This window comes from Gordonia amarae NBRC 15530 (assembly GCF_000241345.1).
In the GTDB taxonomy this organism is placed as follows: domain Bacteria; phylum Actinomycetota; class Actinomycetes; order Mycobacteriales; family Mycobacteriaceae; genus Gordonia; species Gordonia amarae.
This window is the reverse complement of record NZ_BAED01000004.1, coordinates 41,642-68,611: the sequence shown is the minus strand read 5'-3', so window position 1 is coordinate 68,611 and position 26,970 is coordinate 41,642. Positions and strand designations below refer to the sequence as shown.

Sequence of the window (26,970 nt, the reverse complement as noted above, 5' to 3'; positions counted from 1 at the left end):
GTGAGGCTCCCGACCACCGGCAAACCGAGTCTTCCCCAATCGTTCGGCGCCTGTCGGGCTCCTTCGGGCACGGATGCTGATCGGAGCGATTCGGCCAGGGCATCGGCGAAATCCGCACAGGTCGGGTAACGATGCGAAGGGTCCTTGGCGAGGGCCCGTCTGAACACCCCTGCAAGGGTATGGGGCAGTCCCGGCCGCCGATACCCCGGATCAGGTGGATCCGCGGTCAAATGCTGCCGCATTGCCGCAAGTGGCTCTGGTGACCCGAAAGGTGGTGCGCCGGTAAGAAGCTCGAACGCGGTACAGGCGAGTTGATACTGATCGACGGCGGCGGTCAACGTTCGTGGGTCATCGAACTGCTCGGGAGCACAATACGGGACGCTTCCGATGAATCCGCCGGTGGCGGTCAATCCCAGGTTGTCGTCCTGAGGTCTGGCAATGCCGAAATCTGCAAGGTAAGCCTGCGGACGCGAACTCTCGTCGACCAGGATGTTCCCGGGCTTGACATCGCGGTGCAACAAACCCCGCTCATGTGCGTAGTCCAGAGCCCCAGCGATCGCATTGGTGATGTCGATCACCAACTCTGTTGGCATGAAACGGTTCTCGTAGCTCGATGCCAGCGTACCGGCATCGGGCCCCTCGATATAGGCCATGGAGATCCATAACCGGCCGTCCACATCTCCGCAGTCGTAGATCGGAACGATATGCGGATGCCGAAGGCCGGCCGACAGTTCTGCTTCCCGGACGAAGCGGCGCCGGAAATCGCCGTCACCACGGATCCCAGGTGAGAGCAGCTTGAGCGCATCTTTGCGGGGAAGCCTCGGATGCTCGGCAAGAAACACCTCACCCATACCGCCCGCACCGATCCGGCGCTCAATCCGATACCCGGCGAAAATGTCTCCAGCAGCCACCGAACTCGTCACCGCCACCCCCCCTGACGTCACCCGCCCATCATGGCATGAACCATCTCAGCCGAAGTCTCCGGTTCCCAGCGGCAACTCGATCTCGCGGTATGTGGCGGATCGGAGCTCATTCAGGGCCACGATCCGCCACGTGTCGGCGGGTACTATTTCCTGAACGTGTGGGCGACCGCGTACACCAGGGTCAGCGCGGACAGACCCATCGCGGTGGCACACATCACGAGTGTGCTGTCGCCGCGGCCCGACGTGTAGCCGTCGTTGCCGCCGCCGGGTCCCCCGCCGCCCGGGCCACCACCCTGACCTCCGCCTCCGGGTCCTGCGCTCGGTCCGTTGCCGGTTCCGCCGGTTCCCGCGCCGGCGGTGTTGCCCGCCGCATCGGAGATACCGGAACCCGTGCGGCCGGGACCGCCCTGACCGCCCCCGAAGCCACCGCCTCCAGGACCGCCCATCCCCTGGTCACCGCTCAGCGACGTGTGATAGACACCGATCGCCGCGAGCTGGATCAGCACCGGGATGACGACGAATCGCAGCGGTAGGTAGAACGCCAGCACCACGCTGAGTACCTCGGCGGTGTAGAAGTAGCGGTCGTGCATGGCCGGCAACAGGAACGGCACGATCACCGCGCTCGCCGTCGCCACGGCCAGGATCGACGCCGGGGTGACCGCCGGCCTCTTCCACACCGACCACGCCAGGAAGGCCACGACGATGACGCCGGCCGCCGCGATGCCGGCGTGGGCCAGCCAGGTGGCGTCCCCGTCGATGGAGACGAGCTGGTACAGGTTGGCCGCGCCGAGGGTGAGCTTCTTATACGACCCGGTCTGATCCAGGTACACCGTCAGCACGTCGTGCAGCGGTGCCCCCGCGATCAGCGCGGGCACCTCCGTCAGCGCGAACACCGCCGGAATCGCCAACAGCGACTGCCAGGGCAGCCTGCCGCGCAGCAGCAGCCAGGCCAGCACCGGCAGCACGAAGATCGCCTGCAGTTTGAACGACAGCGCCAGACCGAAGAACGCGCACGCCCACACCGAGTTCCACAGGTACCGTGACCGGCCGATCCCGCCGTGCTGCGCCCGCAGGAGGAAGTAGATCCCGCCGAGCACGAACGCCGAATAGATCCCGTCGGCCTGACCCCACCAGGCACTGTTGGCGATCACCGACGGCAGCAGGATCATCACACCGAAAGCCAACGCCCGCAACGAGAACCGATCGGTGCGCAGCGCCACGATCCGGTAGGCGAAGAATGCCAGCACGAAATCGAAGACGATCGAGATCGCCTTGATCCCCACGAGCGCGGGGATGTTGAGCGCGGTGAGGATCCAGATCAGATACAGGTACGGATAGTTGTAGTCAGCGAAACGTTCCTTGAACGCATCGATACCCTGGGCGTCGAGCACCCCGTACCAGCGGCTCAGGAACGCCCGGTAGTCGAGGGTTTCGATGTCGAGGTAGTGCCGGCGGATCACCAGGGCGACGACGATGATCGCCCCGAGCACCGACCAGCGCAGCCATCGGGGCGTTGTTCCCGGTGGCCCGGTCCGGTCGTCGGAGTCCACCGGATCACCGTCGGAACGCACAAGAGTTGCAGACGTCATGAGACCACTGTCGTCGCGGTTGCTGTGAACCCGATGGGAGCGCTCTGCGTGGTTCCTGCTGACCGCGTTTGTGGTGGATCGGGGCTCACGTACGGTCCCGATCCACCACATAACGGGTGGCTAGGTGTTGAAGTACTTGGCTTCGGGGTGGTGCAGGACGAACGCGTCGGTGGACTGTTCGGGATGCAACTGCAGTTCCTCCGACAGCGTCACGCCGATCCGCTCGGGTTCGAGCAGGTCGATCATCTTGGCGCGGTCGTCGAGGTCGGGGCAGGCACCGTACCCGAACGAGAAACGGGCACCACGGTATTCGAGGTCGAAGAAGCCCTGGGGGTTCTCCGGGTCCTCGCCCCCGAACGACAGTTCCGAGCGCACCCGCTGATGCCAGTACTCGGCCAGCGCCTCGGTGAGCTGCACACCGATGCCGTGCACCTCGAGATAGTCGCGGTAGGCGTCCTCGGCGAACAGCTTGTTGGCGAAGTCGGCGATCGGCTGCCCCATCGTGACGAGCTGGAACGGCAGCACGTCGACATGTCCTGCGGCAACGGCCGATTCGCGGGAGGCGATGAAGTCCGCGATGCACAGGAACCGGGAGCGTTGCTGCCGGGGGAACTCGAACGTGTACCGCACCGGGGCATCGGGGCGCGGTTCTGTGAGCACGTGCACCGCGTCGCCTTCACTGACGGCCGGGAAGTACCCGTACACGACGGCGGCGTGCTGCAGGATGTTCTCCGTCGACAGCCGGTCGATCCAGTGCCGCAGCCGCGGCCGGCCCTCAGATTCGACCAGATCCTCGTACGACGGTCCGTCGCCGCCGCGGGTGCCGCGCAGCCCCCACTGGCCGAGGAACAGGGCTCGCTCATCGAGCAACTGCAGGTAGTCGGCGACCGGAACACCCTTGATGATGCGGGTGCCCCAGAACGGCGGCGTCGGGATCTGGTTGTCGGACACCACATCCGACCGCGCCGGCACCTCCACCGGAACCTCGGCGGCCTTGCGTTTGGCCGCGATCTTCTTGGACCGCTCGTGCCGCGCCTTGCGGTCGGCGGCCTTCTTGGCGGCGGCGATCGCCTCCGGGCTGTCCGGATCGGGCCCCTCTCCCCGTTTGGTGGCCATGATGTCGTCCATCAGCCGCAGGCCCTCGAAGGCGTCACGCGCGTAGTGCACGTCACCGTCGTAGGTGTCGGTGAGATCGTTCTCGACGTAGGCGCGGGTGAGGGCGGCACCGCCGAGCAGCACCGGGTACGTGTCGGCCAGACCCCGCGAGTTGATCTCCTCGAGGTTCTCCTTCATCACCACCGTGGACTTCACCAGCAGACCCGACATGCCGATCACGTCGGCCTTCTTGTCCTCGGCGACCTCCAGGATCGTCGAAATCGGTTGCTTGATACCGATGTTGACGACCTCGTAGCCGTTGTTGGACAGGATGATGTCGACGAGGTTCTTGCCGATGTCGTGCACGTCGCCCTTGACCGTGGCCAGCACGATCCGGCCCTTGCCACTGTCTCCGGTGGACTCCATGTGCGGTTCCAGGTGTGCCACAGCGGTTTTCATCACCTCGGCCGACTGCAGCACGAACGGCAACTGCATCTGGCCCGAACCGAACAGCTCACCGACCGTCTTCATGCCCGACAGCAGGGTCTCGTTGATGATCTTCAGTGGCGGTACCGTGGTCATCGCCTCATCGAGGTCGGCCTCCAGTCCGTTGCGTTCACCGTCGACGATGCGCCGCTCGAGCCGCTCGAACAGCGGCAGTTTCGCCAGTTCCGCGGCCCGCGACTCGCGGGCGGAGGCTGCCGACACACCCTCGAACAGCTCCATGAGCTTCTGCAGCGGGTCGTAGTCGTCGGTGCGGCGGTTGTAGACCAGGTCGAGGGCGACGGTCCGCTGTTCGTCGGGGATCCGCGCCATCGGCAGGATCTTGGAGGCATGCACGATCGCGGTGTCGAGACCGGCCTGCACGCATTCGTGCAGGAACACCGAGTTGAGCACCTGCCGGGCGGCCGGGTTCAGGCCGAACGAGATATTGGAGATACCCAGGGTGAAGTGGATCTCCGGATGTGCCTCCTTGAGCCGGCGGATGGCCTCGATGGTTTCGATCCCGTCGCGACGCACCTCCTCCTGGCCGGTGGAGATCGGGAAGGTGAGGGCATCGATGATGATGTCCTCCTCCGACAGGCCCCACTCGCCGGTGATCTCGGCGATGAGGCGTTCGGCGATCCGCACCTTGTGGTCGGCTGTACGCGCCTGGCCTTCCTCGTCGATGGTCAGCGCCACGACCGCGGCACCGTGCTCGACGACCAGCCGCATGATGCGCGCGAACCGGGAGTCGGGGCCGTCGCCGTCCTCGTAGTTGACGGAGTTGACCGCGCACCGACCGCCGAGCGCTTCCAGACCCGCCTGAATGACGTCGGGTTCGGTGGAGTCGATCATGATCGGCAGCGTCGAGGACGTGGCGAAGCGGGTGGCCAGCGCCGTCATGTCGGCGGCACCGTCGCGGCCCACGTAGTCGACGTTGAGGTCGAGCATGTGGGCGCCGTCGCGGGTCTGGTCCTTGGCGGCGTCCAGGCACTTCTGGTAATCGCCGGCGATCATCGCCTCCCGGAACGCCTTGGATCCGTTGGAGTTGGTGCGTTCCCCGATCACCAGGAAGCTGGCGTCCTGGTCGAACGGCACCGCCGTGTACAGCGACGAGGTTTCCGACTGGTGGTCGGGGGCGCGCACCGCCGGGGTGACCTGCGCCACCGCCTCGGCGACCTGCCGGATGTGTTCGGGGGTGGTGCCGCAGCAACCGCCCACGAAGGCCAGCCCGAAACCGCTGACGAAGCCGCTGAGCGCCTCGGCGAGTTCGTCGGGGGCCAGTGGGTACTCGGCGCCGTTGGGGCCGAGCACCGGCAGACCCGCGTTCGGCATCACCGACACCGGGATGCGGGAGTGCTTGGACAGGTACCGCAGGTGTTCGCTCATCTCGGCGGGGCCGGTGGCGCAGTTCAGGCCGATCATGTCGACGCCGAGCGGCTCGATCGCGGTCAGGGCGGCACCGATCTCGGATCCGAGCAGCATGGTGCCGGTGGTCTCGACGGTGACGTGGGAGATGATCGGGATGGACCGGCCCAGTTCGGCCATCGCCCGGCGGGCCGCGATCACCGCCGCCTTGACCTGCAGCAGGTCCTGGCTGGTCTCCACCAGGATCGCGTCGGCGCCGCCGTCGAGCATTCCGGCCACGCACTCGAAGTAGGCGTTGCGGATGATCTCGAAGGTGGTGTGCCCGAGGCTGGGCAGCTTGGTGCCAGGGCCGATGGAGCCGAGCACGAAACGCGGGGTGCCATCGGCCGACACACCCATCTCGTCGGCGACACCTCGGGCGATCGCGGTGCCCTTGTAGGACAGCTCGCGGATGCGGTCGGCGATGTCGTAGTCGCCGAGATTGGACAGGTTGCAGCCGAAGGTGTTGGTTTCGACGGCATCGGCACCGGCCTCGAAGTAGGCTCGGTGGATACCGGCGAGCACATCGGGACGGGTGTCGTTGAGGATCTCGTTGCAGCCTTCGAGGCCGTTGAAATCGTCGAGGGTCAAATCCGCAGCTTGGAGCATCGTGCCCATCGCACCGTCGCCGATCAGCACTCGGCGGGACATGGCCGACAGGAAGGATGAATCGTATCCGGCCTGTTCGGTTGCGTGAGATTTGCGATAGGACATGGTTGACAGCTTAGTTCGCCCTTCATTGCGGTTCGGTCGTAGGCTGGATCAGTGAACGCTGAGCAACTGTCGAACCTTCCCCGGCTCCGCCGTCCGGTCCTGATTGCCGCATTCGAGGGATGGAACGATGCGGGGGACGCCGCGAGTGGCGCGGTTGAGCACCTTGCACTCAACTGGGACGCCGAACATCTCGTCGAAATCGACGGGGATGACTACTACGACTACCAGGTCAACCGGCCCACGGTAAAGCAGGTCGACGGGGTGACCAGGCGAATCGACTGGCCGACCACGTCGATCTCCTACTGCAGTCCCGACGGATCCGATCGTGACATCGTGATCATCCGCGGCATCGAACCCAACATGCGCTGGCGCGCGTTCTGCGCCGAGATCGTCGACGTCGCCCGCGCCCTGGGTATCGAGGTGACTGTGATGCTGGGCGCGCTGCTCGCCGACACTCCCCACACCCGGCCGGTGCCGGTGACCGGCGCCGCCTACAGCAGCGAATCGGCCACCCGCTACAACCTCGCCGAAAGCCGGTACGAGGGGCCGACCGGCATCACCGGCGTGCTGCAGGACCTGTTCGTGCAAGAAGGACTGCCGTCGCTGTCGTTCTGGGCGGCGGTGCCGCATTACGTGTCCACTCCGCCCAATCCGAAGGCGACCATCGCGTTGCTGCGCCGCGTCGAGGAGGTCCTCGACATCGAGGTGCCGTTGGGCACGCTGCCCGAGCAGTCGGAGGAATGGGAACGTTCGGTCACCGAGATGACCGAGGACGACGACGAGATCGCCGACTACGTCCGTGGCCTGGAGGAACGCGGCGACGCCGAGGACAGCCCGGACGAGTTGATGGCCAAGTACGACGGTGACGCCCTGGCCGCCGAGTTCGAGCGGTACCTCAAACGGCGCGGTGACTCCGGGCCGTTCCCGGGCTGATCGGTCTAGCCGATCTTCTCGATCGACTCGACGGGTGTGGTGATGCGCCAGGTGCGCACGTCCGGGTCGTCGGCGGCCCGGACCCAGAACTGGGCCGATTCGCCGACCCGGCAGGTGCGCACCCCGAGCAGCGGGATGTCCTCGGAGTCGCGGCGCAGCCTGCTGACCGCCCATTCCTCGCTGTCGGATACCCCTACGCCCGGTGCCCGCAGCAGCGTCATCTCGTTGAAATCGAGCAGATAGGTCGATGTCTGGGTGACGACGGTCCACACACCGGAGTTGGTGCCGGAGCTGATCTCATTCACGCGAGCCACGAGAGCACTGTACCCAAGCGGACGAGAGATCTGTCACTCAGCGCGGGCTGATCCCGAGCAGCGCGTCGACGGCCACCGCGAGGTCCGCAGGCGCCGACGCCGAGGTGCCGATCCCGGTTTCCACGTCGGCGCACCAGGCGTCGACGGCGTCCAGCGCTTTGGGGGTGTTGAGGTCGTCGGCGAGGTGCTGCCGGACCCGCTCGATGACGGGTGCGGTGTCGGGGCCGGCGGGTGCGGCCAGGGCTGTGCGCCACCGGGTCAGGCGTGCCTGCCCCCGCTCGAGGACCTCATCGGTCCACATGCGGTCGGTCCGGTAGTGGTGTTCCAGGAGCCCGAGGCGCACCGCGGCCACGTCGACACCCTGCTGCCGCAGCTTGGACACCAGGACGAGGTTGCCGAGGCTCTTGGACATCTTCTCGCCGTCGAGCCCGATCATGCCGGTGTGCACATAATGGCGGGCGAATCGGCGGGACTCGGTGAGGGCCTCGCCGTGGGCGGCGGAGAATTCGTGGTGCGGGAAGATCAGGTCCTGTCCCCCGCCCTGGATGTCGAACTCGACGCCGAGCCGGTTGAGCGCGATCGCGGAGCATTCGATGTGCCAACCGGGGCGGCCGGGCCCGTGCGGTGATTCCCACGACGGTTCGCCGGGCCGGGCGGCGCGCCACAGCAGGGCGTCGAGCGGGTTGCGTTTGCCGGGACGGTCCGGGTCGCCGCCGCGTTCGGCGAAGAACCTGTCCATCGTGGCCCGGTCATAACCCGATTCGTAGCCGAACTGCTCAGTGGCGTCGGTGCGGAAGTAGATGTCGGGGTACTCGTCATCGATGATGTAGGCAGCCCCGGAGGCGATGAGCTTCTCGACGGCCTCCACCACCTCGTTCACCGATTCGACGGCACCGATGTAGTCGCGCGGCGGCAGCACCCGCAGCGCAGTCATGTCGTCACGGAACAACTGGGTTTCGCGGGCGCCGAGGTCACGCCAGTCGATACCGTCCCGGGCGGCGCGTTCGAACAACGGGTCGTCGACGTCGGTGACGTTCTGGACGTAGTGCACGTCGTGGCCCTGGTCGCGCAGCACCCGGTTGACGATGTCGAAGGTCAGGTAGGTGGCGGCGTGGCCGAGGTGGGTGGCGTCGTACGGCGTGATGCCGCAGACGTACATGGTGGCGGTCTGACCGGGGGTGACCGGGCGGACCTGTCGGTCGGCGGTGTCGTAGAGACGCAGTGCCGGACCACGGCCGGGAACGGTCGGAAGGCTGGGTTGTGGCCACGATTGCATGGTGTCCACTGTATGGAATGTTGCCCCGCGCTTCCGATCGCCCCCGGTCCCCCATCCGATCGACGCGGCGATGTCCGTGGGATCGGTACAGTCGCCACCATCACCGTGAGGCGAACGACGGGAAGGATTCCGCGATGAGCAAATGGTCGGCGATCTGGGGACGCCCGAAGAATCAGCCCGCTTCCGCCTCGCCCGGCAGGCCTGTCGGCCACCTCTCGGCCGGCGACATCGACAATGTGGCGTTCGCGAAACCGCCGATCGGACAGCGCGGCTACAACATGGACGAGGTCGACAGCTTCCTCGCAGTCGTCGCCGGGCGGTTCCGCGACGACCCGAACGCTGCCGGGATTGCACCGGCCGACATCCGCAATGTTGCTTTCTCGAAACCACCGTTGGGACAGCGCGGCTATAACGAGGATGAAGTCGATGCCTTCCTCGAACTGTGCGCGGCCGAACTCGGCCGTCGCCTGCAGGAGGGGTGACTTTCCTGACGTCAGTCGCTACGGTCGAAATTTAGGAAGGCGAACAATTTCGACAGGAGACGATTGATGGCAGGTCGGCCGCTCCTGCCTCGCGCACAGCCTGGAGAGGGGTCGCATGCCCACGAGATTTCGACCACCCACCTCACTTCGACGCGGTCTGGCACTGTTCGCGGTCGTACTCGCATCGTCGGTCGGCGTGCTGGTCGGTGGCTCCGCCGATGCCGGAGCCGCCCCCGGCTATGTGGCCGTGGAGCACTCCGACTTGGACACCCTGCCGCACAAGGACTTCGCGCATGTCGTCATCGACTACGATTCCCGCATCGGGAAGCTGTACATCGAGATAGCGCACGCCAGTTCCCTCCCGACACCGGGCACGCTGTACGACCTTGCCGGCCTCAGGCTGCACGAAGAGATCACCCTTTACGGCACACGCGGCCGCCCCGATGACGCCAACAGCATCACGCTGGTCGCGAACCCCGCACCCACCGGCGAGTCCTATGCGCAGTTGGTGGTCCACCCGCCGAACCCCGGATCAGCAGTGAAGCGCATCACGGTGAAGGGCAGGCACTTCGGCGGGACGGCGGTCTATGTCACCCGATCACCCGCGCTGCGCGGGCTTACCCCGCGATACCTTCGCGGGATTGCCTACGACTATCTCACCTACGCCCCTCAGGTCAGGTTTCCCGGCGACGTGTGGAACGAGCAGTGGCTACGGTGGGTGTAGGGCTGAGCGGAGTCACGACTGACTGATCGCGGGCACCACGAGATGGGTGGTCGGGCCCGTTGCGCCACCGAAAACGACATCGCGGGCTTCGGCTGCCATCGGGTGCTATGTCTGCGACGCTGGACGCGACCGGCAGCAGTACATCGAGGAGAGGCCATGTCCCGCAGGCACACCAATGCTCGGCACACCACCAACCTCGACGACACATTGTCGCTCAACCCGGTGTTCGTGCGTCCCGGCGAGTCCACCGAACTGCCGAAGTTCACCATCCCCGACGGGATGAGTCTGCCCGAGACCGCCTATCAGATCGTGCACGACGAGGCGATGCTCGACGGCAACGCCCGGCTCAACCTGGCCACCTTCGTCACCACCTGGATGGACGACGAGGCCCGCCGTCTGTACGCCGAAACGTACGACAAGAACATGATCGACAAGGACGAGTATCCGCAGACCGCGGCCATCGAGGACCGCTGCTGGCGGATCATCGCCGACCTGTGGCATGTGCCGGATGTGGACAACGCCATCGGCACCTCGACCATCGGGTCGTCGGAGGCGGCGATGCTGGGTGGCCTTGCGCTCAAACGGCATTGGCAGACGCGCCGCCGAGCGGAAGGCAAACCGACGGACCGACCGAACCTGGTGCTGTCCACCGCCGTCCAGGTGTGCTGGGAGAAATTCCTCAATTATTTCGAAGTCGAACCACGCTGGGTGCCGGTCACCGAGGAGCACTTCGTGTTCGACGGCCACGACCTGGAGAGCTACGTCGACGAGAACACCATCGGCGTGGTGGCGATCATGGGCGTCACCTTCAACGGCCTCTACGAGCCCGTCAAAACGATCGCGAAGAAGCTGGACGAGATCGAGAGACGCACGGGTCTCGACGTCAAGATCCACGTCGATGCGGCGTCGGGCGGCATGATCGCACCGTTCTGCCAACCCGACCTCGAATGGGACTTCCGGGTGCCACGGGTGGTGTCCATCAACACCTCCGGCCACAAGTACGGCCTCGTCTACCCCGGCCTCGGGTGGATCGTGTGGGGCGACACCGATGCGCTGCCCGACAGCATGGTGTTCCACTGCAGCTATCTCGGCGGCGATATGCCGACTCTGGCCCTGAACTTCTCCCGTCCCGGTGCACAGGTCCTGTTGCAGTACTACAACTTTCTGCGTCTGGGCCGTGCGGGATTCCGGCAGATCCAGCAGAGCTCACTCGACGTGGCCGGCTACCTGTCGTCATCGATCGCCCGGCTGGGACCGTTCGAGCTGGTCAGCAAGGGCGACACGATCCCGGTGTTCGCGTGGCGCCTGAAACCCGGCTACACCGACAAGTGGACTCTCTACGACCTGTCGGACCGGCTGCGCATGAAGGGCTGGCTGGTTCCCGCCTATCCGATGGCCGACGACCTCGCCGAGATGACGTTGCAGCGCATCGTCGTGCGAGCGGGACTGAGCCACGACCTGGCCACGGCACTCCTGCATGACATCGACAGCGAGGTCGCCTTCCTCGACGCCCTGGACTCCCCGATGCCGAGGGAAGGAACCGGCTCACACTTCCACCATTGAGCGGTTCATACAGGTCTTGAAGTGTTGGTGGTCACAGTAATTTCCGAAAGATATAGCATCGCCTCTAGGATCGGCGCCATGCAGCTTTCTGATGTGATCGCCGACGCTCCCACGACCACCGATGCGGCGTCCGAACTGTTCGACTCGCTCCCCGCGGTCGATCCCGAGTTCATGATCGGCACCTGGCGCGGCGCCGAGATGCCCACCGGACATCCGATCGACGGGGCGCTGGCCGCCAGCGGCTGGTGGGGCAAACAGTTCATCGACGCCGAGAACGTGCACCCGCTGCTGTTCCCCAGCCGTGACGGCAAGAGCTTGTGGCCGATGAATCCGGTGATGGCGTTCAGCGCTCTCGGCGCCCTGCGGGCCGCCCCGCAACTGCGGAATATGTCGTTCGCCGGCCCGATCGGTGTGACCAACTTCGCCACCCGGGCACGCGGCTCCAAGGCGCGGCTGCGCACCACCCGCTACCGGGGTGTCGACTCGGCCACGATGGTGTACGACCAGCTGCCCATCAACGATGTCTTCCATCGCCTGTCCGACGATTCCGTGTTGGGCGCGATGGATCTGAAAGGTGTTCGGCGGCCGTATTTCTTCGTGCTCAAGAGGGACGAGTCGCTGCCGGTGCGCTGACGCAACCGGTCTTCAGGGGCGCCGTGCTGCGGGCGTCCGGTGGCCCCTAGTCCACTAGGTCGTCGGGAGCGAAGCTGATCGCGATAGGTTCTGTCGCGGTGAATGTTTCGCTTCCCGATGCCTGCCCGCACAGCTCGAACACGCCGTTGCGCAATGCGAAAGCGGCAATCGATGGCTGGTCGGGGTCGATAACCCAGTAGTACCGGAAGCCGGCCCGTTGGAGCCGGTCCTTCTTGAGCAGCAGGTCGATTCCCTTGGTGGATGGGGACAGCACCTCGATGGCCAAGAGCGGCGGTCCGGGCAGGTCGGTCTCCGTGAAATCCCCCCGCGGCGCGAGCAGAATGTCGGGTTGGATCACGGTGTCCTCGGCGAGAACGACATCGACCGGCGCGAACAGGACCCGCGCGTTCGGTGGACATACGGCGCGCATCCGGGCGGTGAGCTCCCCCGCCACGATTTGGTGCCGGATCTTCGGCGCGGGACTCACGATGAGTACCCCGTCGATGAGCTCGTAGCGGTGACCATCATCGGGCATCGCCGCGAGGTCGGAGCGTGTCAACGCGCGTCCGCGCGGAAGTCCCAGGACTTCGGTCGGCATAGCTGTCATCGTATGTCTCCCTCCAGGTCATGGCCACCGATTCAACCGTCGGATCGGCATTCTGACCAGGGCATCACCGCGCGCCTGTGGATAAACGCACGCCATAAACCGGACATAATGGCTGGCATGCGGGTTCTGGTGGTCGACGACGAGGTTCGGCTGGCGCGGTCCATCCGGGCCGGGCTGGTCGCGGAGGGTTTCGCGGTCGACGTCGCACACACCGGTACCGACGGGCTGTGGCTGGCGCAGGAGAACAGCTACGACGCGATCGTGCTCGATTTGATGCTGCCCGGGCTCAACGGGTACCAGGTGACGCGAGACTTGCGGGCGGCCCAGAACTGGACGCCGGTGCTGATGCTGACCGCCAAGGACGGCGAGTGGGATCAGATCGAGGGCCTGGACACCGGCGCCGACGACTACCTGACCAAACCGTTCTCGTTTCCGGTTCTTCTCGCCCGGATCCGGGCGCTGGCCCGGCGCGGCGCTCCCCCGCGTCCGGTCACTCTCGAGGCGGGCGATCTGCGGCACGACCCGGCGTCGGGGCGTACCTGGCGCGGTGACACCGAGATCGAGCTGACCGCACGGGAGACGGCGATGCTGGCGTTGCTGATGCGCACCCCGGGTGACGTGGTGTCCAAGAGGACGATCCTGGAATCGTTGTGGGACATGACTTTCGACGGTGACCCGAACATCGTCGAGGTGTACATCCGGCATTTGCGGAACAAGGTCGACAGGCCCTTCGGCCGCTCGGCGATCCAGACGGTGCGCGGTGCCGGTTACCGGTTGGCGGCCGACGGTGGCTAGCGCGCTGCACCGGGTCACGGCGTCGATCAGGGTCCGGGCGACGTTGGGCGCGCTCGCCGTTGTGGCGGTGGTGCTGGTGGTCGCGGCCATCGCACTGGTGCTTCTGCAACGTGATGCGCTCCGCGATGGTGCTGCCGATACCGCCGCCGCCCGTGCGGCGCAGATCGCCGGCCAGGTCACCGCCGCCGGCCCCCCGGCCACCCTCCGCGGTGAGGCGGACGACGACGAGGACGACGAGACCGACGCCGAACCGGAAGATGTGGTGTCGCAGGTTCATGCCGGTGACCGCATCGTCGTGTCCTCCCAACCGGGAGTTCGCCTGCCCGCCCGTCGCGGCATCGTCGACCTGCCCGGTGCCGACCATCGCTACACCATCGCCGTCATCGACACCGAGTGGCAGGACACCGACTACACGGTGGTGACGGCGGTGTCTCTGGAGGATGCCGACGACTCGGTGGCCACGTTGATCCCGCTCCTCGCGACCGGCGGGCCGGTGGTGTTGCTGCTGGTGGGTGGGGTGATCTGGCTGGTGATCGGCCGGTCGCTGGCCCCGGTGGAACGGATGCGGCGCGAGGTGGCGTCGGTGTCCGGCAACAGCCTGGACCGCAGGGTCGATCCGCCCGGTTCGCGGGATGAGATCCACTGGCTGGCGGTGACCATGAACAAGATGCTCGACCGGCTGGAAACCTCCCGTGACCGGCAACGACGCTTCGTCTCCGACGCCTCGCACGAGTTGCGGTCCCCGATCACCACGCTGCGCCAGACCGGCGAGGTCGCCCAGGCCTACCCCGACGCCATCGACCGCGACGAGCTCGCCGACACCGTGGTCTCCGAGTCGTTGCGGCTGCAGCGGCTCGTCGACCAGTTGCTGCTGCTAACCCGGGCCGACGAAGGCCGCGCCACCGCCACCGGAGACGACGTCGACCTCGACGACCTGCTCCTGGCCGATGCCGCCCGCCTCACCCGCGAACGACCCGACCTGACCGTCGACAGCAGTCGCGTCGAGGCCACCCGGATACAGGGTGATCGGACCGCCCTCGATCACGTGTTCCGCAATCTCACCGACAACGCCGCACGCCACGCCCGCACGCGCGTGTCGTTCGGGGCCACCGAGTCCGGCGGCTTCGCGCGGGTGACGGTCTCCGATGACGGTGCCGGGGTGCCCGCACCCGACCGGGAACGGATCTTCGAGCGGTTCGTCCGGCTCGACGAGGCCCGGGCCCGTGACGACGGCGGCAGCGGACTCGGTCTGGCCATCGTCCGGGAGATCATCGTGGCGCACGGCGGCACAGTACGTGTGGAGGACGGCGACGACGGCGGCGCGAGCTTTGTGATCGAGCTCCCATCGGGGGGCCGACCCTGATTCAGCGTGGATTCAGCCACTGTTGGGCACAGTGGTCGCCATGAGCATCGCAGACACCCTGACAAGCAAGAAGGTCCTGATCGCAGCCGGTGCCGTGGTGGTGGCCGCGGGAGTCGGCGGCATCGCCTACGCCGTCGCCGACGACCGTGACGAACTGACCGGCAGCACCCTTGATCAGGCATCGGCTGCGGCGCTGAAGTATGTCGGCGACGGCAGGGTCACCGACAGCGAACGCAGCGACAAGGACGATCCGGGATCGTACGAGGTCGAGGTGACCCGCCCCGACGGCACCGAGGTTGACGTGCGTCTCGATGACAAGTTCGCCATCATCTCCGTCGATGACGACCGGCCCACACAGACCACAACCGTCACAACGGGTCCGGCTGCGATCCCCACGCCCACCGCGGCCGACGACGATCGAGTGCTGACCGCCGACCAGCAGCGCCGCGCCTCCGATGCCGCACTGACCAGGGTGCCCGGCACCGTCGTCGACGTGGATGCCGGCGACGATCAGGTTGCCGGCCGGGTGGCCGCCTACGAGGTCGAAGTCCGGGCCCCCGGCGGTGCGGAGTGGAATGTGTGGCTCGACGACAGGTTCGCCGTCATCACCGCCACCCCCGACAATTGAGTCGTGGCGCCCGCCCGAAATCCCACGGACATGCCCCGCCATCGCAACTATTGTGATGCGGAGCCTCTCCGGTGGGGTTTGCGCCGAGTAGCGTGGACGGCATGGAGCCGACGTCGGCGGCGAGACGGCCGGCACCGGTCCTCGCCGGTCTCATCGAGCAGTACCACGGGTACCGCCTGCACGGGTACGACCCGGGCATGCATCGTGGGCTGCCGTCGCGCAACGTCACGTTCATCGTCAGCATCGGCAATCCGATCGACGTGGCCGCGCAGACCGATCCGCGCCAATCCCCCGACTCGTACCGGTGTGTCCTCAGCGGTCTGCAGGCGACACCCGCGCTGATTGCGCACGACGGTAACCAGGAGGGCGTCGGCATCGAGCTGACACCGGTCGGCTTCCGCACCCTCTTCGCCCGTCCCGCGCGCGAGTTGTGGAATACAACTGTCGAGCTCGACGACCTGGTCGGCCGGATCGGCAGCGAGCTGTGGGAAAGGCTGCAGGTCACGCCGACCTGGGCGGCCCGGTTCGAGGTGTGCGACGAGGTACTCACCCGACTGCTGCGGCCAGAAGTGCCGGAGGTGGCCGACGAGTTGGCTCACGCCTGGGAGTTGCTCGTCGGTTCCGGTGGTACCACGACCGTCGGCGAGATCTCGGCGTCGACGGGGTGGAGCCGCCAGCATCTGACGCGGCGCTTCACCGATGAATTCGGCCTCGGACCCAAGCTCGCCGGGCGCATCGTCCGGTTCGAACGGGCCCGGCACATGCTGCAGTCGGTACCGACGCATGTGTCGATCGCGCAGGTGGCGGCGGTGTGCGGGTTCTACGATCAGGCGCACCTGACCAATGAGTTCACCGAACTGGCCGGCTGCACGCCCGCGCAGTGGCTGCGCAGCGAGGAGCTTCCATCTTTCCAATACGAGGAGATGTCCCCGGGGTGAGGATGAGGTCTATGAGTACATCAACACCCACCATCTGGCCCTGTCTCACCTATCGCGACGCACCCGCCGCCGCCGACTTCCTCATCACCGCGTTCGGCTTCGAGAAGCAAGCGTGGTACACGCGAGAGGACGACCCGAGCATCGTCGAACACGCTCAACTGACCTGGCCGCTCGGTGGCGGTGTCATGTTCGGCACCGCGGGCAAGGACGATGGCCCGTTCTGCAACCGCCCACCGGGGCAGGGTTCGGTGTACGTGGTCTGTGACGACCCGGACGCCCTGTTCGCCCGTGCGAAGGCCGCAGGTGCCGAAGTGATCCAGGAACTGACCGATGAGGACTACGGTTCCCGTGGCTTCGGTGTCCGCGACCCAGAGGGCAATCTTTGGAGTTTCGGAACGTATCGAGGTGAGTAGCACCCCGCATCGATGACAGACTCGTCCCGCGTACCAGATGTGGCCACATCCGGTTCGCGGGACGAAATCAGTTGCGCCGCATCGGCACAGAAGTATCAGGTGCGGCGAGTGAGATTACCTCGCCGCTCCCGGTGACCTTTGGCGGGCTGTATTCCCCCTGCCAGGGGGTTTTCCGCGTATCCACCGCCTCTCGACGGTAGTCACCATGTCCAGTGCCGTACGTGGCACCACGCGTCACGACAACAGCTTCTCCACCGCTTTGGCGTCGAAGAAAGACCGGCCGGTCTCTCCGCTACCGTTACTCGCGCATGAACACCTCCGGGTCTTGCGGACCCTCGGGCGCCCTGATTCCCGTTGCCGGGTCAGGGATTAGGACACTGTCGCACTGTTGCCGGGGAAAGGCTTTCGCTTGGGTGTGAACCCCACGACGGACTCGAACCGTCAACCCGTTGATCCGAAGTCAACTGCTCTGCCAATTGAGCTAGTGGAAATCTGACTGAGGATGCGCTTTCCCTTGTGGCTCCGCCCCTTTTGGAGACGGAATACCACGCACCCTCGACCTTTCGGCTGTCACGGCCTACTTGATCTCTCCCGCGTCCCCGAAGCAGCCACGCCCCGCCTCCGCGTTCATGGAGTCCGCCCTCGACTGACGATCTCGGACTGAAACTCCTTACCCTGCCGCATGTTCCGTTGCTGTTGAACAGCACCTGGCGGGTGCTGGGTCACCGATCGGCTCTCCCGGCGCCTCCCGTTGGCGGGGCGACGCCATCAACGCGCTTCGGACATGCCTCCACCCTGGGGTGAAGGTTCCGGCTCGTAGTGCATGGGGTACCGGGATTTCTCCCGGCGACGGTTGTCACCCGCCTTTCACCGGGTCGCCCCGGATTATTCGCCATGCCGAATGTCATGAAGTTGTCAATATACTTGTGTATCTGCACCTTTGGGAGACTCTCCGGTGTCTGGCCCGGAGCCTGTCTCAGGCACGAGAGATGAATATAGACCTCTGGATCCGGACCCGCAACGGTTATTTCCGGGAGCACCAGCAGTCGGCACAATCAGCGTCCCCGACACCCGGTACTACAGCCCGCGCATCCGGGCGGCGTCGGCCACGGTGGACTCCCAGGAGGTCCGGGGATGCAACGGGTCCCCGGACCGCAGCCACGCCCGATAGGCGTCGACCTTCTCACCGCGTACCTCGGCACCGCCCGGCACCCAGGCGTCGAGCCGGAAACCGCACTGGTGGGCGACGCGCATGCTGGGAAGGTTGCCGTCGAACGCGACCCAGCCGATTCCGGTCTTGCCGGCGGCGAAGGCGTGCGTGACCGCCAGGCGAACGGCGCGGGTCATGATCTGCCGGCCGCGCATATCCGGGTGCAGTCCGTAACCGATGTCGGACTCGGGTCCGGAGCCCCGGATGTCGACCGTCCCCGCGAACAATCCGCCGGCCTCGATCGCCCAGTACATCGCACTGCCACCGGTCCACCTCTCCGGTATCTGCCGCAACGCGAAATCCTCGGCGTGCATTCGCCGGTACGGGACCGGAATCGTTGTCCACCGGATCATCTCGGGATCGGTGCACAGTTCCACTATGCGGTCGATGTCGCTGTCCCGGTGGGCGCGCAGCGTCACCGGTCCGTCGGTCAGGACCGGGACGCAGTCCGGGAAAACCGGATCCGAGGTGGCCATCTGTCGAGCGTAGGGATTTTCGCGGATATTGCCCACCGATTAACGGCGGCTCAGAACGGTGGCCACGGAATCGGGCGGCGCCCCGGCGGGTGCGGCATCACGCCGGCATCGACCAGCCGGGCGCATCGCGTGGCCACCTCGGCGATCTCGGTGTCGGTGATCAGCCCGGTCAGGCGCTCACGGACCGCGCCGCCGGCGCCGAGCGCATCTGCCAGGGACGCGAGGTCGGCGAGCAGATGCCCCGGTATCCGTTCACCCGCCCAGCCCCACAGCACGGTGCGCAGTTTGTTCTCCGAATGCAGGCAGATGCCGTGGTCGATGCCGTACACCCCGCCGTCAACGCCTTCGAGGACATGCCCGCCTTTGCGGTCGGCGTTGTTGAGTACCACGTCGAGCACGGCCATCCGCTGCAGCCGGGGGTCGTCGGCGTGCACGAGGATGACCGGATCACCGGCGGGCGTGTAGGCCTCCAGCACCGCCTTGAAATCCTCCGGCTGCAGTTCGGGCGGGCACAGGTCCACCAGATCGAGCCTGGCCTGCCCGCCGTCGGCGTCGTCGACGGTGTCGACCCACCGCTGCACCATGCCCGGTCCGGCCGGACCGTCCCGCATCACCGTTTCCGGGATCACCGACCAGCCGAGCGCGTCGGAGATCAGATACGACGCCACCTCCCGGCCCGCGAGGGTGCCGTCGGGGAAGTCCCACAGCGGCACCTCACCCCGCACCGGCTTGTACACACAGCGCAGTTCGGTGCCGTCATCGGCGACCGCATCACATACCAGGGCCGCGTTGCTGGCCGACCGGATACGCCCGACCACGACGAGTTCACCGTCGGTGAGGATCGTTGTGGCGGAGGGAACACCGGATCCGTCGGGCTGCGCAGCGTCCGGCATCAACGCGGGCCGCCGGACCCCTCGTCGTCAGGACCGGCCTCCTCGTCGCCGGCCCCGCCCTCCTCGGAGGCCTCACCCGCCTCGCCCGAGGGTTCCTCGCCGGGGTCGTCTTCCTCGTCGACGAGCAGCAACGACTCGTCCTGCACCGCGAGACTCTTGAACACCTCGGGGTCGATGAAGTCGAGGGATTTGCTCAGCTCGGCGCCCCGCTTGTAGCCGTTGGTCCGCACACACAGATGGCCGTCGCGGTCGAGCGGGCCGCCGCAGATCGGGCAGGGTGGGCGGCCGGCGGAGAGCACCAGCGACGAGCGGGCCGCGAAGTCGCGGGCGGCGACCGTCGTCAGGAACACCCGCACCGCGTCGGGACCCTCGTCGGTGTCGTCGAGGACGATGCTCTCGTCGATCTCGGCGTCGGTGACGGCCAGCAGTTCGATGACCACCGCCTGCGATTCGGCGTCCCAGCCCAGGCCCATCGTGCCGACCTGGAACTCGGCGTCAACCGGCATGACCAGCGGGTTGAGATCGTCGACGGAATCGGTTTCCGGCGGGATCGGCGTGCCGAACCGGCGATGGATCTCCTCCAGCAGCATCCCGATCCGGTCGGCGAGGATCTGCACCTGCTGCTTCTCGAGCATCACGCTGACGACGCGCGCCTGATGGACCGCCTGGAGGAAAAACGTCCGGTCACCGGGTTGGCCGACGGTGCCGGCAACGAAGCGATCCGGGCTGCGGAACACATGAATGGCTCGTGACATCACACCTCCTTGGTCGTGAAGTTCATTATCCCCGCACCCGCCGATCGTGCAGGGGGCCCGGCTCGTGCGGGTGCCCGGGGTGTGCCGGTGGTCCGGGATGGTGTGGCGGTGCGGGATGCGGGGGTGCGTGCGGATGGTCCGGCCGCAGGTGGGCACCTGTCTCCCCGCCGACCACCGCGTCGTCCGCACCGTCGTCGGGCCGGGGCGGGCGCGGTGCCGGCACCGAGACGGCTGCGGTGTTGTTCACGGTGTGGATGTACGGCCGCGTCGACCCGTACCGGATGACGGTGATCGACGCGGTGTCGACGACGATGCGCTGGAAGGAGTCCAGGTGCATCCCCATCGCGTCGGCGATCACCGATTTGATGACATCGCCGTGCGAACACGCCACCCACAGGCCGTCGCCGCTCTCACCGACGAACCGGCGGTCGAGGGACCGGATCGCGGCCACCGAACGCGCCGACATCTGCGCCAGTCCCTCACCCCCGGGGAACACCGCCGCCGACGGCTGCCGCTGCACGACCTGCCACATCGGTTCTTTGAGGAGTTCCTTGATGGTCCGGCCCGTCCAGGAGCCGTAGTCGACCTCGGCGAGGTCGTCGACGACCTCCTCGACCACATCGCCGTCTCGTTCGGGGACGGACCGCAGCGCCCCCAGCAGGGGTGCGACGGTCTGCGCACAGCGGTCGAGCGGCGAACGGACGACGGCGCGGATCGCCCCGTGATGGTCGGCGAGCCTGTCGACGAGCGCGTCCGCCTGCTCGCGTCCGAGGTCGTCCAGGCTCACGCCGGGGGTCCGTCCGGCGAGTACCCCCGAGGTGTTGGCCGTGGAACGTCCGTGGCGCACCAGAATGACGGTCATGCCTCAACCTTAGTGGCCGGGGCGCCCCAGCCCCGGTGGACGCATGCCCAGGTCCGTCAGGTGGCGGAGATGACGCCGGTCGACAGCAGGATGATGATCGTGACGCCCAGGATGATGCGGTAGCCGCCGAACCAGTTCATCGAGTGCTTGCTGACGAACTGCAGCAGCCAGGCGATGGAGGCATAGCCGATGACGAACGCGACGAGCGTGGCCACCAACAGCTGTGGTCCACTGGCCTCCATGCCCTCACCGCTGGGGCTGAACGCGTCGGGCAGCGAGAACAGGCCGGAGGCGGTGACGGCGGGAATCGCCAGCAGGAACGAGAACCGGAATGCGGCCTCACGCTCGAGACCCAGGAACAGGCCGGCGCTGGCGGTGGCACCGGAACGGGACACACCGGGGATCAGGGCCAGGCACTGGGCCGAACCCATCACCAGACCGTCCTTCAGGGTGAGCTGTTCGAGGGAGCGTTCCTTGGTGCTGTACTTCTCCGCGACCCAGAACACGACCGCGAACACGATCAGCACCGTCGCCACCAGCCACAGGTTGCGGCCGGTGGTACGGATCTGGTCCTTGAACAGCAACCCGAGGATGCCGATCGGGATGGTGGCGAGGATCACATACCAGCCGATGCGGTAGTCGAGGCCGCGCTGCTGTTTGTCGGCGATACCACGGAACCAGGCCGCGATGATCCGCACGATGTCCTTGAAGAAAAACACGAGCACTGCGGCCTCGGTGCCGAGCTGGGTGACCGCGGTGAACGAGGCCCCCGCATCATCGCCGAACCACAGTTCGGAGACGATCCGCAGATGCCCCGACGACGAAATCGGCAAAAACTCGGTCAAACCCTGGACGGCCCCGAGAACTATCGACTGGGCCCACGTCATGCTGTCGGTCACGGCGCCCGATGCTACTTGGCTCCCGCCGGTACTCGATCCTCGGACGCCCGATGCTGTGGTGTGAATCGCCGCACGACGCGCCGATTGCATGCGGGCGCCCGGCATTCGGCAAGATGGACGGCATGCGCTCAGCCGGTTGTGGTGTCCGTCCCCGTTCCCGAGTCCGCATCGCCGGGGCCGCGGTGACGGTGGTGGCCGCGCTGGCCCTGGCGGGATGCGGATCCGACGATTCGACGCCCGACGTACCCACGGTCACCCCCGCCTCCGCGGTGCCGGCACCGGCGACGACCACGGCCGCTCCCGCCGGCACGGTGATCGCCGCCGCCCGCGGCAAGGCGATCGTCGCGGCGCGGGGACGTTTTTACGTGCTCTCCGACGACGGCACCACGGTGCTGCGGTTCGACCGCGCCGGCGTCGTCAGACCGGGGACACCGACCGCACGGATCACGGTCCCACCGCTGACCATCCTGGCGGCAGCCCCCGACGGCTCCCTGATCGGGGCCGGACCCGATGTCGTGGTCCGGATCGGTACCGACAACACCGTCGACCCGACCACCCAGACGGGCGTCGCCGATCCGACCGCGATGGCGCAGGCCGCCGACGGCCGGGTGCTCGTCGGGACGGCGTCGGGCTCGGTCGTCGTGTTCGGCAAGGACCTGTCGCGCGTGCGCACCATCAGCGGGTTCGTCCGCATCGACGGCCTGACCGTGTCGCCGCCCGGTGCCGACCTCGACGACGAGCAGGTGGTGGTCCTCGATCGCGCCCAGTCGTCGGTGACCCCGATCAACATCGACGACGGCTCCAAGGGCGCGGCGCTGCGGGCCGGTAACGGCGCCACCACCTCGACCGTCGACAGTTTCGGCCGGGTGTTGGTGGCCAACACCCGCGACGGTGAGATCCTCGGCTTCTTCGGCAAGCCGATCGTCAACCGCTTCCGCTACCCCGTGTCCGGGTCGCCGTACGGTCTCGCGTGGGATCAGAAGCGGGAACTGCTGTGGGTGAGCGCCACCGCGACCAACCAGCTCATCGCGTTCGACCTGTCCGACGGTGAACCGGCCGAACGATATCGGGTGGCCACGCTCGCCCAGCCCGACAGCCTCGCCGTCGACGAGTCCACCGGCGCGCTGTACGTGCTGTCGGCGCGCGGGGCCGGGGTGCAGATCATCGACCCGACGACGAATCTGTCCTCGGCGCAGGTGCCGCGATGAGCGCGTCGGCACGGTTCGGGTCCCGCTATCCGCGCGGTTGGGAACGATCGTCGGAGACCGTCGAAACGGTGCTACTCACGCTGCCGCCGGACGTCACCCGGGTCACCGCGTCGATGCGGCTGTCGATCGAGGCCGAGTTCGGTGGCTGGGAGCTGTCGCGGGTGCGCCTGTACTCCGACGGCACCCGCAAGGTGCTGCTGCGTCGCAAGAAGACCAAGCCGCGTGACCGCACACCGACCACCCACGACCGTGACACCCGCAACCCCGGAGAGGCACAAGCATGCTGAGCCGAATCAACGCCGTGCTCTATCCCCTGTTGCTCAAGCTGATGTTCCTGGTAGAACCTGAGCGGATCCACCACCTCATGAGCCGTGTGCTGTCGGTGACCGGTTCAGCGCAGCTGCTGAGCTATCCGCTTGCCAAGGTCTTCGGCAAGCACGACCCGGTGCTGCACCAGCGGGTGTTCGGGGTCGACTTCCCGGCCCCGCTCGGTCTGGCGGCCGGCTTCGACAAGTCGGCGTCGGCGATCAACGTGTGGGGGCAGATCGGTTTCGGGTATGCCGAGGTCGGCACCATCACCGGACATGCGCAGCCCGGTAACCCGCAGCCGCGGCTGTTCCGGCTCCCCGACGATCACGCGCTCATCAACCGGATGGGTTTCAACAACCCTGGATCCGCTTCGGCCGCAACCCATCTCGCGAAGACCAGGCGTGGCCCGGTCAGTGTCCCCATCGGCGCCAACATCGGCAAGACAAAGGTGGTGCCCGTCGAGGACGCCGTCGACGACTACCGTCTGTCGGCCAGGTCGCTGGGTCCGCTCGCCGATTTCGTGGTGGTCAACGTCAGCTCACCGAACACCCCGGGACTGCGCGACCTGCAGGCCGTCGACTCACTGCGGCCGATCCTCGCCGGGGTCCTCGACGAGGTGAGGGTGCCGGTGCTGGTCAAGATCGCCCCCGACCTGGCCGACGACGACGTGGACGCGGTCGCCGACCTCGCCGTCGAACTCGGGCTGGCCGGGATCGTCGCCACCAACACCACCATCTCCCGCGCCGGACTGGACACACCCGCCGCGCAGGTCGACGCCATCGGCGCCGGTGGATTGTCCGGGCCGCCGGTGGCCGACCGGTCCCTGGAGGTGCTGCGCCGCCTGTACGCACGCGTCGGCGGCAGGATCGCGCTCATCAGCGTCGGCGGTATCAGCACGCCGGATCAGGCGTGGGAACGTGTGCTCGCCGGCGCGAACCTGCTGCAGATCTACACCGGCTTCATCTACGGCGGCCCCGTGCTGGTCAAGGAGATCAACGACGGACTCGCCGCACGGGTCAAGGCCGCGGGCTTCGCGAGCCTCGCCGACGCTGTGGGAGCGGGTAACCCGGACCGTCGCTGACCTCCGGGACCTAAAGGCCCCGGAGATCAGCGGCCGGTATCAGAGGTTCTCGGGGTCAGACGTCTTCGGATGCCTGCTCGTAGGTGCCGACGATGACCGCACGGGCGATCGCGTGGGAGAACAGGTTGAAGCCCAGATACGCCGGGGTCGCCCCCTCTGGCAGCCCGAGCGAGGGCACGTCGACGGCGTGGACGGCCACGAAGTAGCGGTGCGGACCATGCCCGGGAGGCGGCGCCGCGCCCACGAACCTGGCCAGCGACGCGTCGCTGTTGAGGGTGACGGCGCCCGCGGGCAGTCCGCTGCCGGTCTCATCGCCGGCACCCTCGGCCAGCTCCGTCACCGACGCGGGGATGTCGGCGACCGCCCAGTGCCAGAAACCGGACGCGGTGGGAGCGTCGGGGTCATAGACGGTGACCGCGAAGCTCTGGGTCTCGGCGGGGAAACCCGACCACGACAGCTGCGGTGACAGGTCCTGACCGCCGGCCCCCATCAGCCCGCTGACCTGGGCATTACCCAGCGGCCGGCCGTCGCTGATGCTCGTCGAGGTGAGGGTGAATCCGGGAAGCTGCGGCAGCGCCGCGTACGGGTCGAACGACGACATCGAAAACCTTTCCTACGGGTGGTCCAGACACGCTCAACAGTAGTGGCCGGATCAGCTGTTGAGCAGGAAGTGCTCCAACACGCGCGTACCGAACAGCACAGACTCCACGGGCACCCGTTCGTCGACACCGTGGAACAGGGCCGCGAAATCGAGGTCGGGCGGCAACTGCAGCGGCGCGAAACCGAAGCACCGGATGCCCAGTTTCGCGAACGCCTTGGCGTCGGTGCCGCCGGAGAGCATGTACGGCACCGTCTTACCCTGTGGATCGTGCGCGAGGATCGCCTCGTTCATGGCGTCGACAAGATGCCCGTCGAACGTCGTCTCGTACGAGTCGAGGTGCGTGATCCATTCGCGGGTGACGTTGGGCCCGATCAGTTCGTCGATCTCGGCCTCGAACGCGGCCTGCCGGCCCGGCAGCACCCGGCAGTCGACCACGGCCTCCGCCTTCTGCGGGATGACGTTGGCCTTGTAGCCGGCCTTGAGCATCGTCGGGTTGGCCGTGTCGCGGAGGGTGGCACCGATGATGCGGGCCAGGTTGCCCAGCTTGAACAGCGCCGTCTCCAGATCGGGGGTGTCCGGACTCAGGTCCAGACCCGTCTCGGCGGATACCTCGGCGAGAAACTGCGACACCGATTCGGTCATGACGAGCGGGAAGGTGTGCCTGCCGATGCGGGCGACGGCCTCGGCCACCTCGGTGACGGCGTTGTCGGCGTGCAGGAACGATCCGTGGCCCGCGGTGGCATCGGCGGTCAACCGCATCCAGGCCAGCCCCTTTTCCGCGGTCTCCACCAGATACAGGCGACGCTGGGTGCCGTCGGGACGGTCGACGGTCAGCGAGAAGCCTCCCACCTCCCCCACTGCCTCGGTGATGCCGTCGAACAGGTCGGGCCGGTTCTCCACCAGCCAGTGCGATCCCCAGGTGCCGCCGGCCTCCTCGTCGGCGAGGAACGCGAACACGATGTCGCGGTGCGGGACGGTGCGCTCGCGCCGGAACTGCCGGGCAAGTGCGAGCGCCATCCCGACCATGTCTTTCATGTCGACGGCACCGCGGCCCCAGATGTATCCGTCGGAGACCGACCCGGAGAACGGGTGCACGCTCCAGTCGGCGGGTTCGGCCGGAACGACGTCGAGATGGGTGTGCAACAGCAGAGTGCCCCGGGTGTTGGCGGGATCGCCCTTCAGCCGGGCGAAGACGTTACCGCGGCCGGGCTGACCGGATTCGACGTACTCGGTGACGTAGCCGACCTCCTTGAGCTGCTGCGCCACCCACTTGGCGCATTCCTCTTCGCCTTTGGTGGTGCTCAGCTCTCCGGTGTTGCTGGTGTCGAACCGGATCAGACGGCTGACCAGATCGACCACTTCGTCGGTGGCGCGTGGGGTGCTCACCCCCTTTTACTACGTGATTTGGGGAACCGGGGCAACCTCGGTTACTGTAGTCCAGCCGGTGCGAGAACGGCCCCCGCGAGGAGGCCGGAGCAGCAGAGACAAACACCTTGTCCGGGTGGCGGAATGGCAGACGCGCTAGCTTGAGGTGCTAGTGCCCTATTAACGGGCGTGGGGGTTCAAGTCCCCCTCCGGACACCACCGAGAAAATCCCCGGATCCACACGGATCCGGGGATTTTCTCGTTTTCCAACCAGTGCCCGATTCCACACCCCGTTGCCCGTTGTGCGGCATTCGCCCGATCATGCCGTTCGATCGGCGGACAACCGGTCACGGGACCTGCTTACCGTGCCCGCCGAGGTGTTAGATTTCTGGGCACGCACCGACTTTTCCGGTGGACGCGGATCCGGGTGG

25 protein-coding genes, 1 tRNA gene and 1 pseudogene are annotated in these 26,970 nt (G+C 66.9%); 14 read left to right on the top strand and 13 right to left on the bottom strand.

Annotation, left to right across the window (positions count from 1 at the left end):
• Nucleotides 1-140: 140 nt before the first annotated feature.
• The 3 genes and pseudogenes from GOAMR_RS25835 to metH form a co-directional block, all read right to left on the bottom strand.
• Nucleotides 141-911: pseudogene (locus GOAMR_RS25835) on the bottom strand (serine/threonine-protein kinase); the annotation flags it as partial.
• A gap of 155 nt (nt 912-1,066) precedes the next feature.
• Complete coding sequence (locus GOAMR_RS01515) at nt 1,067-2,512, bottom strand: putative hexosyltransferase (RefSeq protein WP_005181768.1); 1,446 nt, start codon at nt 2,510-2,512, stop codon at nt 1,067-1,069.
• 120 nt (nt 2,513-2,632) lie between these two features.
• The gene (metH, locus tag GOAMR_RS01510; RefSeq protein ID WP_005181765.1) at nt 2,633-6,211 is read right to left on the bottom strand and encodes a methionine synthase; all 3,579 of its coding nucleotides are present in this window, start codon (nt 6,209-6,211) and stop codon (nt 2,633-2,635) included.
• A gap of 51 nt (nt 6,212-6,262) precedes the next feature.
• On the opposite strand from metH, the gene GOAMR_RS01505 reads away from it, so the two are divergent.
• Complete coding sequence (locus GOAMR_RS01505; RefSeq protein WP_005181763.1) at nt 6,263-7,144, top strand: PAC2 family protein; 882 nt, start codon at nt 6,263-6,265, stop codon at nt 7,142-7,144.
• Between the two features lie 5 nt (nt 7,145-7,149).
• Here the strand turns inward: GOAMR_RS01505 and GOAMR_RS01500 are convergent, their stop codons facing one another.
• Both GOAMR_RS01500 and mshC read right to left on the bottom strand, forming a co-directional pair.
• A complete protein-coding gene (locus tag GOAMR_RS01500) occupies nt 7,150-7,458 on the bottom strand; it encodes a hypothetical protein (RefSeq protein ID WP_005181759.1) in 309 nt (102 codons plus the stop codon).
• Between the two features lie 37 nt (nt 7,459-7,495).
• A complete protein-coding gene (gene mshC / locus GOAMR_RS01495; RefSeq protein WP_005181755.1) occupies nt 7,496-8,734 on the bottom strand; it encodes a cysteine--1-D-myo-inosityl 2-amino-2-deoxy-alpha-D-glucopyranoside ligase in 1,239 nt (412 codons plus the stop codon).
• A gap of 134 nt (nt 8,735-8,868) precedes the next feature.
• Here mshC and GOAMR_RS25710 point away from each other — a divergent pair, with 134 nt between their 5' ends.
• From GOAMR_RS25710 to GOAMR_RS01475, 4 genes are all read left to right on the top strand, one after another.
• Nucleotides 8,869-9,216: a DivIVA domain-containing protein gene (locus tag GOAMR_RS25710; RefSeq protein WP_005181752.1), complete on the top strand. Its 348-nt coding sequence runs from the start codon at nt 8,869-8,871 to the stop codon at nt 9,214-9,216.
• Nucleotides 9,217-9,331: 115 nt separating this feature from the next.
• Nucleotides 9,332-9,940: a hypothetical protein gene (locus tag GOAMR_RS01485; protein WP_040514029.1), complete on the top strand. Its 609-nt coding sequence runs from the start codon at nt 9,332-9,334 to the stop codon at nt 9,938-9,940.
• A gap of 156 nt (nt 9,941-10,096) precedes the next feature.
• Nucleotides 10,097-11,503, top strand: a complete 1,407-nt coding sequence (gene gad, locus GOAMR_RS01480) for a glutamate decarboxylase (RefSeq protein ID WP_005181747.1) — start codon at nt 10,097-10,099, stop codon at nt 11,501-11,503.
• A gap of 78 nt (nt 11,504-11,581) precedes the next feature.
• Nucleotides 11,582-12,136, top strand: a complete 555-nt coding sequence (locus GOAMR_RS01475) for a DUF4334 domain-containing protein (RefSeq protein ID WP_005181745.1) — start codon at nt 11,582-11,584, stop codon at nt 12,134-12,136.
• 46 nt (nt 12,137-12,182) lie between these two features.
• Here GOAMR_RS01475 and GOAMR_RS01470 read toward each other — a convergent pair whose 3' ends face one another.
• Nucleotides 12,183-12,743, bottom strand: a complete 561-nt coding sequence (locus GOAMR_RS01470; RefSeq protein ID WP_040514028.1) for a Uma2 family endonuclease — start codon at nt 12,741-12,743, stop codon at nt 12,183-12,185.
• Nucleotides 12,744-12,860: 117 nt separating this feature from the next.
• Here GOAMR_RS01470 and GOAMR_RS01465 point away from each other — a divergent pair, with 117 nt between their 5' ends.
• From GOAMR_RS01465 to GOAMR_RS01445, 5 genes are all read left to right on the top strand, one after another.
• Complete coding sequence (locus GOAMR_RS01465) at nt 12,861-13,538, top strand: response regulator transcription factor (protein WP_005181740.1); 678 nt, start codon at nt 12,861-12,863, stop codon at nt 13,536-13,538.
• Entirely contained in the window at nt 13,531-14,901 is a 1,371-nt protein-coding gene (locus tag GOAMR_RS01460; protein ID WP_005181738.1) for a sensor histidine kinase, read from the top strand. The genes GOAMR_RS01465 and GOAMR_RS01460 overlap by 8 nt, the downstream gene beginning before the upstream one ends.
• A 40-nt stretch (nt 14,902-14,941) precedes the next feature.
• Nucleotides 14,942-15,529 carry a PepSY domain-containing protein gene (locus GOAMR_RS23415; RefSeq protein ID WP_138943537.1) on the top strand — a complete coding sequence of 196 codons (588 nt, stop codon included), beginning with the start codon at nt 14,942-14,944 and terminating at the stop codon, nt 15,527-15,529.
• A 101-nt stretch (nt 15,530-15,630) separates the two neighbouring features.
• Nucleotides 15,631-16,467 (top strand): helix-turn-helix domain-containing protein, encoded by an 837-nt coding sequence (locus GOAMR_RS01450; protein WP_040514054.1) that lies wholly within the window; start codon nt 15,631-15,633, stop codon nt 16,465-16,467.
• 11 nt (nt 16,468-16,478) lie between these two features.
• Nucleotides 16,479-16,880 (top strand): VOC family protein, encoded by a 402-nt coding sequence (locus GOAMR_RS01445; RefSeq protein ID WP_005181723.1) that lies wholly within the window; start codon nt 16,479-16,481, stop codon nt 16,878-16,880.
• A gap of 1,077 nt (nt 16,881-17,957) precedes the next feature.
• Here GOAMR_RS01445 and GOAMR_RS01435 read toward each other — a convergent pair.
• From GOAMR_RS01435 to GOAMR_RS01415, 5 genes are read right to left on the bottom strand one after another with little or no spacing between them, the layout of a single operon-like run.
• Nucleotides 17,958-18,566, bottom strand: coding sequence for a GNAT family N-acetyltransferase (locus tag GOAMR_RS01435; protein ID WP_050942546.1), 609 nt, complete (start codon nt 18,564-18,566; stop codon nt 17,958-17,960).
• Between the two features lie 50 nt (nt 18,567-18,616).
• Entirely contained in the window at nt 18,617-19,459 is an 843-nt protein-coding gene (locus tag GOAMR_RS01430) for an SCO1664 family protein (protein WP_005181721.1), read from the bottom strand.
• Nucleotides 19,459-20,214 carry a DUF3090 domain-containing protein gene (locus tag GOAMR_RS01425; protein ID WP_005181720.1) on the bottom strand — a complete coding sequence of 252 codons (756 nt, stop codon included), beginning with the start codon at nt 20,212-20,214 and terminating at the stop codon, nt 19,459-19,461. Before GOAMR_RS01425 ends, GOAMR_RS01430 begins: the two co-directional genes overlap by 1 nt.
• Nucleotides 20,215-20,239: 25 nt before the next feature.
• On the bottom strand, nt 20,240-21,076 hold the full coding sequence (locus GOAMR_RS01420) for an MSMEG_4193 family putative phosphomutase (protein ID WP_005181719.1): 837 nt from the start codon (nt 21,074-21,076) through the stop codon (nt 20,240-20,242).
• 56 nt (nt 21,077-21,132) lie between these two features.
• Nucleotides 21,133-21,975, bottom strand: coding sequence for an undecaprenyl-diphosphate phosphatase (locus tag GOAMR_RS01415; protein WP_005181716.1), 843 nt, complete (start codon nt 21,973-21,975; stop codon nt 21,133-21,135).
• Between the two features lie 122 nt (nt 21,976-22,097).
• Here GOAMR_RS01415 and GOAMR_RS01410 point away from each other — a divergent pair, with 122 nt between their 5' ends.
• From GOAMR_RS01410 to GOAMR_RS01400, 3 genes are read left to right on the top strand one after another with little or no spacing between them, the layout of a single operon-like run.
• The gene (locus GOAMR_RS01410) at nt 22,098-23,183 is read left to right on the top strand and encodes a YncE family protein (protein ID WP_040514048.1); all 1,086 of its coding nucleotides are present in this window, start codon (nt 22,098-22,100) and stop codon (nt 23,181-23,183) included.
• Nucleotides 23,180-23,470 (top strand): DUF5703 family protein, encoded by a 291-nt coding sequence (locus GOAMR_RS01405; RefSeq protein WP_005181711.1) that lies wholly within the window; start codon nt 23,180-23,182, stop codon nt 23,468-23,470. The genes GOAMR_RS01410 and GOAMR_RS01405 overlap by 4 nt, the downstream gene beginning before the upstream one ends.
• Entirely contained in the window at nt 23,464-24,573 is a 1,110-nt protein-coding gene (locus GOAMR_RS01400) for a quinone-dependent dihydroorotate dehydrogenase (RefSeq protein ID WP_005181704.1), read from the top strand. The genes GOAMR_RS01405 and GOAMR_RS01400 overlap by 7 nt, the downstream gene beginning before the upstream one ends.
• A gap of 55 nt (nt 24,574-24,628) precedes the next feature.
• On the opposite strand, the gene GOAMR_RS01395 is transcribed toward GOAMR_RS01400, so the two are convergent.
• Nucleotides 24,629-25,174 (bottom strand): YbhB/YbcL family Raf kinase inhibitor-like protein, encoded by a 546-nt coding sequence (locus GOAMR_RS01395; RefSeq protein WP_005181702.1) that lies wholly within the window; start codon nt 25,172-25,174, stop codon nt 24,629-24,631.
• A gap of 51 nt (nt 25,175-25,225) precedes the next feature.
• Nucleotides 25,226-26,560, bottom strand: a complete 1,335-nt coding sequence (locus GOAMR_RS01390; protein WP_005181700.1) for a M20/M25/M40 family metallo-hydrolase — start codon at nt 26,558-26,560, stop codon at nt 25,226-25,228.
• A 109-nt stretch (nt 26,561-26,669) separates the two neighbouring features.
• Here GOAMR_RS01390 and GOAMR_RS01385 point away from each other — a divergent pair.
• A tRNA-Leu gene (locus GOAMR_RS01385) sits at nt 26,670-26,758 on the top strand.
• Nucleotides 26,759-26,970 lie beyond the last annotated feature (212 nt).